Source organism: Ectothiorhodospira sp. PHS-1 (assembly GCF_000225005.1).
GTDB lineage: Bacteria > Pseudomonadota > Gammaproteobacteria > Ectothiorhodospirales > Ectothiorhodospiraceae > Ectothiorhodospira.
On record NZ_AGBG01000014.1, the window covers coordinates 66,806 to 76,570 of the forward strand.

Annotated in this window: 6 protein-coding genes and 1 pseudogene; all 7 read left to right on the plus strand. The window is 64.0% G+C overall.

Annotated features, from left to right (window positions below; genetic code table 11):
- The first annotated feature begins 34 nt into the window (after positions 1-34).
- A complete protein-coding gene (locus tag ECTPHS_RS07815) occupies positions 35-1,387 on the plus strand; it encodes a M48 family metalloprotease (RefSeq protein ID WP_008932180.1) in 1,353 nt (450 codons plus the stop codon).
- The gene (locus ECTPHS_RS07820; protein WP_008932181.1) at positions 1,384-2,067 is read left to right on the plus strand and encodes a VTT domain-containing protein; all 684 of its coding nucleotides are present in this window, start codon (positions 1,384-1,386) and stop codon (positions 2,065-2,067) included. The genes ECTPHS_RS07815 and ECTPHS_RS07820 overlap by 4 nt, the downstream gene beginning before the upstream one ends.
- 83 nt (positions 2,068-2,150) lie before the next feature.
- Positions 2,151-2,867 carry a DUF3581 domain-containing protein gene (locus ECTPHS_RS07825; protein ID WP_008932182.1) on the plus strand — a complete coding sequence of 239 codons (717 nt, stop codon included), beginning with the start codon at positions 2,151-2,153 and terminating at the stop codon, positions 2,865-2,867.
- 30 nt (positions 2,868-2,897) lie between these two features.
- Positions 2,898-7,040 (plus strand): BREX system serine/threonine kinase PglW, encoded by a 4,143-nt coding sequence (gene pglW / locus ECTPHS_RS07830; protein ID WP_008932183.1) that lies wholly within the window; start codon positions 2,898-2,900, stop codon positions 7,038-7,040.
- A 47-nt stretch (positions 7,041-7,087) separates the two neighbouring features.
- Positions 7,088-7,321, plus strand: a complete 234-nt coding sequence (gene brnA, locus ECTPHS_RS07835) for a type II toxin-antitoxin system BrnA family antitoxin (RefSeq protein WP_008932184.1) — start codon at positions 7,088-7,090, stop codon at positions 7,319-7,321.
- Positions 7,318-8,970: a BREX-2 system adenine-specific DNA-methyltransferase PglX gene (pglX, locus tag ECTPHS_RS07840; RefSeq protein WP_008932185.1), complete on the plus strand. Its 1,653-nt coding sequence runs from the start codon at positions 7,318-7,320 to the stop codon at positions 8,968-8,970. The genes brnA and pglX overlap by 4 nt, the downstream gene beginning before the upstream one ends.
- Positions 8,967-9,765: pseudogene (locus ECTPHS_RS14595) on the plus strand (hypothetical protein); the annotation flags it as partial. The gene pglX and the pseudogene ECTPHS_RS14595, both read left to right, overlap by 4 nt.

The window sequence follows — 9,765 nt, forward strand, 5'->3', positions numbered from 1 at the left end:
ACCCTGTTCTCCCGGCACGAAGGAGCCCTCCATCATGGATCACAATCCCGGTCATCGCATTTTTCGGCGCCGCATGACCCGGCGCGACTTCCTCTGGCTGATGTCCGCCAGTACCGCGGGCGCCGTGGTGCTGCCCTCCCTCAAGGGGTGCGCCGTTGATCCCGTCACCGGTCAGCAGCGGCTCATGCTCATGTCCGAGCAGGAGGAGATCGCCGTGGACCGGCAGCATTCCCCCCACCAGTTTTCCAATGACTATGGACTGCTGCGGGACAACCGTGTCAACAACTACGTGACCCAGGTGGGGAACTCCGTCGCCGAGGTCTCCCACCGGCCCCACATGCCGTATTCCTTCAATGTGGTCAATGCCAACTATATCAATGCCTACACCTTTCCGGGCGGCACCATGGCCTGTACCCGGGGCATCATGGTGGAGATGGAGGACGAGGCCGCCCTGGCGGCCCTGCTGGGTCATGAGACCGGTCACGTCAATGCCCGGCATACCGCCCGGCGCCAGACCACGGGCATCATCGCCGCCGTGGTCCTGGGGGGGGTGGGCATTGCCGCGGCTCAGTCCGAGCGCCTGTCCGGTTACAGCAACCTGATCTATGCGGTCAGCGCCGTGGGCGCCACCGCCCTGCTGGCCCATTACAGCCGCGAGAACGAGCGGGAAGCCGATGCCCTGGGTCTGGAGTACATGGCCAGGGCGGGCCAGAACCCCCAGGGCATGGTGGATCTGATGGACATGTTGCGGGGCATGTCGGATCGCCAGCCCAATGCCCTGGAAACCATGTTCTCCACCCATCCCATGAGCCAGGAACGGTTCGACACCGCCCAGCGGGAAGCCAGTTCACGCTATTCCGCGGATCTCAACCGCAATGTGGGGCGGGAGCGTTACATGGACAACACCGCCTCGTTGCGGCGCATCAAGCCGGCCATCAAGGAACAGCAGGCCGGGGAGGCCCGCATGGCCCGGGAGCAGTACCCCCAGGCGGAACGGCATTTTGCCACCGCCCTGCGTCAGGCCCCCGGTGACTACCCGGGGTTGTTGCTCATGTCCAAGGCCAAGACCGCCCAGGGGCAGCACCGGGAGGCGGAGCGCTATCTGCAGCAGGCCCGCAGTGCCTATCCCGATGAAGGGCAGGCCATTCACCTGAGCGGCATCAACCAGCTGGCCCAGAACCGGCCGGATGTGGCCCTGAGTCATTTCCAGCGCTATGAGCGGATACTGCCGGGCAATCCCAACACGGTGTTCCTGCAGGGCGTGGCCCACGAGAACATGCAGAACCGTCAGGCGGCGGCGCAGCAGTACCAGCGTTATATCCAGATGGCGGGGACGCAGACCGAGCAGGGCCGCTATGCCGCCCAGCGACTGCAGAGCTGGCGTTGAAAAGGAAATCCCGCCTCTGGCTGGCCCTGATACCGGTACTGTTCGGTCTGGTGCTGGCCTTCTGGCAACCCGTCTCCCTGGATGCCCTGCTGGATTTCGGCCACCAGGCCAGCGCCCATCCCCTGGTGGCGGTGGGGCTGGTGCTGGTGCAGGCCCTGTTGCTTGCCCTGGCGCTGCCCGGCACCCTCATGCTCTGGGTGGTGGCCCCTATCTACTCCCCGCTGGTGGCGGCCGGCCTGCTCACGGCCGGCAGCGTCCTGGGTGCCTTCGGCGCCTACGAGATTTCCCGGCACCTGCGTGGCCGTCGGCCACCGGACGTGGATGCCGGGCGTGTGGTCAATCTGCTCAGGGAGCGGGGGGATTTCCTCACCCAGTTGGTGTTGCGGGTGTTGCCGGGGTTTCCCCATTCGGTGATCAACTACGGTGCCGGCATGCTGGGTTTGCCCCTGCTGCCGTTCCTGGCCGCCGCCGCCCTGGGGCTGGCGGTGAAGTGGATGGTCTATGCGGCGGCGGTTCACGCCCTGGTGGAAGTGGGAACCGGGGCGGAGGCGTTCGGTCTGGATTCGGTGGCGCCGCTGCTGGTCCTGGCTTTGTTCCTGGGGGTGGGCGCCCTGGTGCGGCACGCCCTCCAGACCCGCCGTGACCGGCGTGACGAAGCCCCGCGCCAAGACGGGACCTGAGCATCATCCATGCCTCTTTGCCCCCCCGGCTTGGTACACTACGTCCCCTCAAAAACCACCCGTCAGGCCAGAGAGGATCACCGGTGCCAAGCTATCTTGATGAATTTCATGCCGTCGACAACGGTCTGGTGCGGGTCACGCCCGAACAGGCCAGCCGCTTCGCCAAGGAAGTGGCCGGTGATTTCAACCCGATCCACGACCCCGATGCCAAGCGCTTCTGCGTCCCCGGTGATCTGCTGTTCTGCCTGGTCCTGGCCCGCTACGGGGTGAGCGCCCGCATGGCCTTCAGCTTCACCAACATGGTGGGTGCCGGCGTCGGCCTGCATTTCCCCGCCACCGACGACGCCACCCTGGAGATCACCGACGGCGGCGAGCGGGTTTATCTCAGGGTGGAGCGGGATGGCGAGGTATCCCGGGACGGCGCCCTGCTGGAAGGGCTGACGAAACAGTACGCCGCCTTCTCCGGGCAGAACTTCCCCCATGTGATGGTGCCCCTGATGAAGGCGCAGGGCGTCATGGTCAATCCCCAGCGCCCGCTGGTGTTCTACGAAAGCATGGCCCTGGAATTCACCCGTCTGCCCACGGAGGCGCCGAACTTGAGCTTCACCAACGCCACCATGGCGGTCAACGGCAAGCGTGGCGACGTGGTCCTGGAATTTGCCCTCACCGCCTCCGGCGAACAGGTGGGCACCGGCCGCAAGAAACTGGTCATCTCCGGCCTGCGTCCCTTCGAACAGGACGTGGTGGACGACCTGGTCAGCCAGTATGACGGCTGGAAGGCAGCCTATTCCGCCCGCTGAACACCGGGCGGCGAGCTCGGGGAGGGGCGCATGGACAAGCACTGGAAACAGATCACGCCGTCGGATCATGCCTGGGAGCAAGAGGCGCTGAACTGGGTGCGCCAGGCCCTGCCGGATCATGAACCCTACCGGGCCTGGGCCAATTTCGAGTTCATTGCCCAGGACGGCTCCATCAACGAGGTGGATCTGCTGGTACTGACCCCCAAGGGATGCTACCTGGTGGAGATCAAGTCCCACCCCGGTGCCATGGGTGGAGATGCCGGCACCTGGATCTGGGAAAAGCCCAACGGCCAGCGCAAGGCCTTTGACAACCCCCGTCTGCTGGCGGATCGCAAGGCCCGCAAACTGGCTTCACTGCTCCAGGTACAGCCTTCCAGCAAGAAGTCCAAGGAGCGTGTCCCCTTCATCACCGCGCTGGTGTTCCTCTCGGCGGAAAACCTGGTCAGCAGGCTGGAAGGCCCCGCGGGGATGGGGGTCTGCACGCGCAGGGATCTTCTGCCCGAAATCACGGAGATTCCGGAACACTGGCCCCATCGCCCCGTCAACCGCCCGGCGGCCCGCTCCCTGGCCCGTGCCCTGGATGAGGCCGGCATCAAGGAATCCGTGCGCCTGCGGCGCGTGGGGCTTTACGAACTCACGCACTTGCTGGATGAGTCCGACCTCTTTCAAGACTGGCTGGCCCGGCATACCGAGCTGGGCGTCGAACGCAAGGTCCGCATCTACCTGGTCCGCCACCGGCCCGAGCCGGAAGCCCAGCGGCTGCAGAAGGCCGCGGAGCTGGAGTATCAGCTCCTGGAGGGCATCGAGCATCCCGGCATCCTCAAGGCCAAGGAATATCATCACCACGATCACGGCCCGGCGCTCATCTACGAGCATGATCCGCAAGCCCAGCGACTGGATCATCGTTTCTGCCACCCCCAGGCTCAGCGGCTCAACATCACCCAGGCCATCGACCTGCTCAGGCAGATCGCCGAGGCCGTGAAACATGCCCATGGCCAGCGTCTGTATCACCGTGCCCTCAGCCCACAGAACATCCTGATCAGGGACACCGCCGCCGGTGGTTTCGCCATCAAGATCACCCACTGGTCCACCGCCAGCCGGATCTTCGAGAGCGAGACCCGTCAGGTCAGTGCACTGAGCCATCTGACCTGTCTGATGCGTGAGGAAGCGGGCCCCTACCTGCCGCCGGAGGCCCACCTGGGGGAAGGGGACGGGGTGCTGATGGATGTCTTTTGCCTGGGCACCCTGGCCTATCACCTGTTCACCGGGAAGCGGCCTGCCGAGAGCGACCTGGATCTGCTCGACAAGCTCAATCGCGGCCAGGGCCTGCAGGTCACCGACGAGATCAATGGCGCCAGCACCGAAATGCAGTACCTGGTGCACTACGCCACCCACCCGGATCCAGCCCAGCGCATGGACTCGGTGGATGACTTCCTGCAATGCCTGGATGCCCTGGAAGACGACCTCACGCGCCCCGACACTCAGCGCGTGCATGCCCCCACCGAGGCACGGGAAGGGGAGTCCTTCGCCGGGGGCATCACCATTCGTCAACGACTGGGTCGCGGCGCCTCATCGGTGGTGTTTTTGGTGGATCATCAGGGCCACGCCTGCGTGCTCAAGATGGCCGCTTCCCCGGACCACAATGCCCGTTTGCGGGAAGAGGCCAATACCCTGTCCCGGCTTCGCCACCAGGCCATCGTCGCCCATCGCGGGACCATCGAGGTGGATGGCCATGTGGGGCTGCTGCTGGACCATGCCAACGAGGGCACCCTGGCCCAGCGTCTACGCCGTCACGGTGCCGTGCCCCTGGAACTGCTGGAACGATTCGGCGACGACCTGCTCAGTGCCCTGGTGCAACTGGAGGAAAAGGGCATCTTCCATCGGGACATCAAGCCGGAAAACCTGGGCCTCACCAAACAGGGCAGCCAGCTGCATCTGGTGGTCTTCGACTTCTCCCTGGCCGGCATCAGTCCCGACAACATCACCGCGGGCACCCTGGCCTACATGGACCCCTTCATCCGGGATGCCGGTCGGCGTCGCTGGGATGACTATGCGGAGCGCTTTGCCGCCGCCCTGACACTCTACGAGATGGCCGCCGGCAGTCTGCCCGGCTGGGTGGCCGGCGAGGGGGGCATCCCGCCGGGGGAGGGCAGCCCGGATCTGGATGGCGGTGTATTTGATCCCGCGGTGCGCGATCCCATGACCGCCTTCTTCGCCAGGGCGCTGGTGCGCGACGTGCGTCACCGCTTTGCCACTGCCGAGGACATGCTGCGCGACTGGCGCCGCGTCTTCGCACAGGCGCGCACCCTCACCCGTCACGACACCCGGCATGATGCGTCCCCCTGTCCGGTGGACGAAGCCCGACCCGATACCCAGATCGGTCTGCTGGAAATATCCCCCCAGGCCCTGGACGTGCTCAGCCGACGCAACATCAACACCGTTGCCGAGCTGATCCGGCTCAACCGCAGTCAGGTTCGGGTCTGGGTAGGGGTGGGCAGCCAGACCCGCAGGGAACTCTCCGCTCTGATCAGCCGCCTGCAGGCCCGCCTGCAAACCCCGGATCAGGTTCCGGTGCTCTCCGTTGGCGAAGCGGGGCACGACAGCATCGACCGCCTGTTCCAGCTCATTCTGCCCCGGCCCACCAAGGCCACCGATCCCCTGCGTCAGCGTTTTCTCAATGAATACCTGGGACGCCTGGATGAACCGCTCACCGGCACGGGGCCGCGTGCCGTGCACTGGCCCACCCCCTTGAGCATCAGTGCCCACACCGGCATTGCCACCCAGGAGGTCCGCGCCTTGCAGGATCGGGTGATCACCCAGTGGAGCAAGCAGAAGGCCATCACCGAACTGCGGGACGAGATCGCCGAAGTGCTGACCGATAACGGTGGCGTCCTCACCGCCCTGGAAACCGCCGAGGCCCTGCTGCTGCGCCGGGGCTGTCTGCAGGAAGGGGACCTGCGGGATCGCTGGGCCCAGGCGGTGGCCCGTGCCGCCGTGGACACGGAACTGGCCCGCCAGTCCCCGCGTTGGATCATCCGCCGCATCGGCCGTCGCCTGGTCCTGGCGGACAATACCCAGGGCTGCGGCGAAGCCCTGGCGGATTATGCCGAGGCCCTGGGCCAGCTGGCCGACGAATGTGCCGCCCAGCCGGAACTGCTCTCTCCGGCCCGCGCCCTGGAAAAGGTACGCAACGTGCCGGCGCCGGAAGCCGCCCTGGGGCTGAGCAACGCCCGATTGCTGCGTCTGGCGGCGGCCGCCTCCCAGGGGGCGGCCCTCTCCAGTCGGGCCGAGTTCTATCCCATCGGCATGTCGGCGGCCCGTGCCCTGGAACTGGCCCAGGGGGCCTTGCTGGGCAGCCATGCCCTGAGCGTGCAGGCGGTGCAGGATCGGGTGCGAGGCCGCTATCCGGCCGCCGAGCCGCTACCCGGCAGGCCGCAACTGGACACCCTCATGCAGGCGCTGGACATGGGATTTGCCTGGAATGGGCAATACACCTTCCAGAACAACACCCGCGGTGCCTACTGCCTGCCCAGCGCCGGACTCACCAGTCTGGCCGGGAGCGGGTTCACCGCCAGTCATTTCAGTGCCCAGGGAGACGGGCAGGGCGTCACCCTGCAGGACATTCAGGCCCTGGACCAGTCCATCCGCACCGCCATTGAGAGCACCCGGTTCCTGGCCCTGACCGTGCGCCCGCGCCATTATGAGCTGGCCGGCGACAGGCTCGTTCGGGAGTATGGTCTCAGGCGGATCAGCTTTGATGCCCTGCTGCTTGATCACCTGCATCGGGTCTGCGACGGCATGGCCCGGCCGCCCAACTGGTCCTTGGTACTGCGCGCCGACGCCGCCGACCCAGGCGCCCGGGACTGGCAGAACCTGCAGCGACTCATCGCCCGCGCCCTGCCCGCCATGGCCGAGGCGCTCCAGGCCATGGGTGAACCCATCCTGCTCACCGAACCGGGCCTGCTGGCCCGCTATGGCCTGGTGAACACCTGGCTTAACGACCTGCGCCGGCACTTACTGGAAGGGGCACAACCCCACGCCCTGATCCTGCTCATCGCCGCCGACGCCCAGCACGACGGCGCCCGCATCGATGGCGTCACCGTCCCCCATGGTGCCGGCACTCGGGAATGGGCGAGGATACCGGCCCTGTGGCTGGACAGCCCGGCTGCTTGACCAGAGTTCGAGTTGCATGGAGAGTAAAAAAGGAATAATTAATACTCATGTGTGAGTTTGAAAAAAAATTCGATGATGGCCAGGAAGATATCCTTGATGACCTGGAGCTTTCCACCGCGCGTCGCGTGAATCTGGAGCAAAAGAGAATCAACGTGGACTTTCCGGCATGGGTGGTTGATTCGTTGGACCGGGAGGTGGCACGAGTGGGTGTCACGCGGCAGTCAATCATAAAGGTGTGGCTTGTCGAGCGGCTGCAGGCAGAAGCGGCGCACAAGTCATGATCCACCCCCAGACCCTGCTCCAATCCCTGCAGCGGGCACTGCCCACTATCGAGCAGGACATTGCCCAATACCTGGACACCCAGCCCGACCTGACCGCCCACCTGGAAGCGGAATACCAGAAGGCGGTGGAGGCCGGCCGGACCGCCGAGCATCCGGTGGCCTGGCGCTATGCCCAGATCACCCAGGCCGCCGTGGCCTGGGTGATCACCTGTGTGTTCGTGCGCTTTCTGGAAGACAACCAACTGCTGGACGAGCCGCTGCTGGCCGGGCCGGTGGAGCGAGAAGATGGCAGCCGCCCGCTGCAACTGGCCCGGGAGCGGCTCACCGCCTATTTCAATGAACACCCCACCCATGCCGAGCGGGACTATCTGCTCAGTATCTTCGAGGATCTGGCCCGCCAGCCGGCACTGGACGCCTTGCTGGACCGGCGCCATAACCCCCTGTGGCAGTTGCCCGTCTCCGCCGACGGGGCACGCTATCTGGTGGACTTCTTCCAGCGCATCGACCCGGAGACGGGGCAACTCATCCACGATTTCACCGACCCGGACTGGGACACCCGCTTCCTGGGCGACCTCTACCAGGACCTGTCCGAATCCGTGCGCAAGCGCTACGCCCTGCTGCAAACCCCGGAATTCGTGGAAGCCTTCATCCTGGATTACACCCTGGAGCGGGCCTTCGAGGACTTCAGCCTCAAGGACCTGCGCCTGATTGATCCGACCTGCGGATCGGGGCATTTCCTGCTCACCGCCTTCGAGCGCCTGTTCGATGCCTGGCAGCGGTTGGAACCCCTCACCAACACCCGCCACTTGGCCCAGCGTGCCCTGGATGCGGTGCATGGGGTGGACATCAACCCCTATGCCATTGCCATTGCCCGATTCCGCCTGCTCATCGCCGCCATGAAGGCCTCGGGCACGACACGGCTGCATCAGGCCCCGGACTTTCATTTCAACCTGGCGGTAGGGGATTCCCTGCTCCATGGCCGGCGCCATGAAAAAGTGGGTGGGGGCATCCAGCAGGATATGCTGGAGCAGGACGACGCCCTGCACCATGTGCTGGAGTCGGAGAACCTGGCCCTGCTGGAGCGCATCCTGGGCCAGACCTATCACGTGGTGGTGGGCAATCCCCCCTACATCACCGTGAAGGACAAGGCCCTCAACGAGGCCTACCGGGGGCGCTATCCCACCTGTCATCGCCAGTATTCCCTGGGGGTGCCCTTCACCGAACGCTTCTTCGACCTCACCCTGCCGGCCCAGGGGAACCAGAGCGCCGGTTATCTGGGCATGATCACCGCCAACAGCTTCATGAAGCGGGAATTCGGCAAGAAGCTGATCGAAAACTACCTGCCCCGCAAGGACCTGACCCATGTGATCGATACCTCCGGGGCCTACATCCCTGGCCACGGCACGCCCACGGTGATCCTGTTTGCCCGGCAGCAGGCACCCAGCGCCCCGGTACTGCGGGCCGTGCTGGGGATACGGGGTGAGCCGAAGACCCCGGAAGACGCGGCCCAGGGACTGGTGTGGCGCTCCATCGTGGATCTATTGGAGCGGCCGGGGAGCGAGAACGAGTTTATCAGTGTGGTGGATCAGGCGCGGGCGTTGTATGGGACGCATCCGTGGAGTGTGGGGGGAGGGGTGCTACGGAATTGAAGGAGTATTTGGAGCAAGAGGCTGAGACTGCTTTAGGAGATATTGCTGAATCTCCCATTGGTCGTGCTGTGAGAATCGCTGAGGAAGAAATCTTCATGTTTTCTGCCGTGAGAAAGCGGCAGAGCATGGTTGACGAACAAGAGTTTCGTGGGTTTCTCATTGGCGAGCAAGTGCGGGATTGGTCCAATGTTCATGATACCTGGGTTTGGTATCCCTATACCGAGCGATCCTCGCAATCAAGGATGCTGAATCATCTATGGACCTGGCGTAAAACCCTGGCGGGTCGAAAAACATTTCAAGGTGTGATGGCTGATGCTGGCTTGAGATGGTTTGATTATATGCAGCATACAGCTTCAGCGTACAAAACCCCCCTCTCCATCACCTTTGCTGAGGTTGCCACCCATAATCATTTCGTCTTGGATCGTGGCGGAAAAGTATTCAAGCAGACAGCACCTGTCATAAGGCTTCCCGCTTCTGCTTCAGAAGAAAATCATTATGATTTGCTTGGCCTGTTAAATAGTTCTATGGCCTGTTTTTGGATAAAGCAAGTATTTCATAACAAAGGCAGCACTGTTGATGATAAAGGTGCCCGCCAGACAACAGTTGCCTTTGAGAACTTTTATCAAATAGCAGGCACAGGTCTAAAGAAATTCCCAATCCCTGAAGTTTCAGAGGGCGACCTTTTAAAGCTATCCCGTCACCTAGACCAACTTGCTGAGCAGCAAACTCAATTTGATCCGGAGCGAGTGCTTTCGCAGCACGAAACCGATGTCGAGGCAGCCCTCACCGAAGCCT

Coding starts and splice junctions, on each gene's coding strand:
- ECTPHS_RS07815 (WP_008932180.1), top strand. CDS start 35: ATGGATCACAATCCCGGTCATCGCATTTTTCGGCGCCGCATGACCCGG.
- pglW (WP_008932183.1), top strand. CDS start 2,898: ATGGACAAGCACTGGAAACAGATCACGCCGTCGGATCATGCCTGGGAG.
- brnA (WP_008932184.1), top strand. CDS start 7,088: ATGTGTGAGTTTGAAAAAAAATTCGATGATGGCCAGGAAGATATCCTT.
- pglX (WP_008932185.1), top strand. CDS start 7,318: ATGATCCACCCCCAGACCCTGCTCCAATCCCTGCAGCGGGCACTGCCC.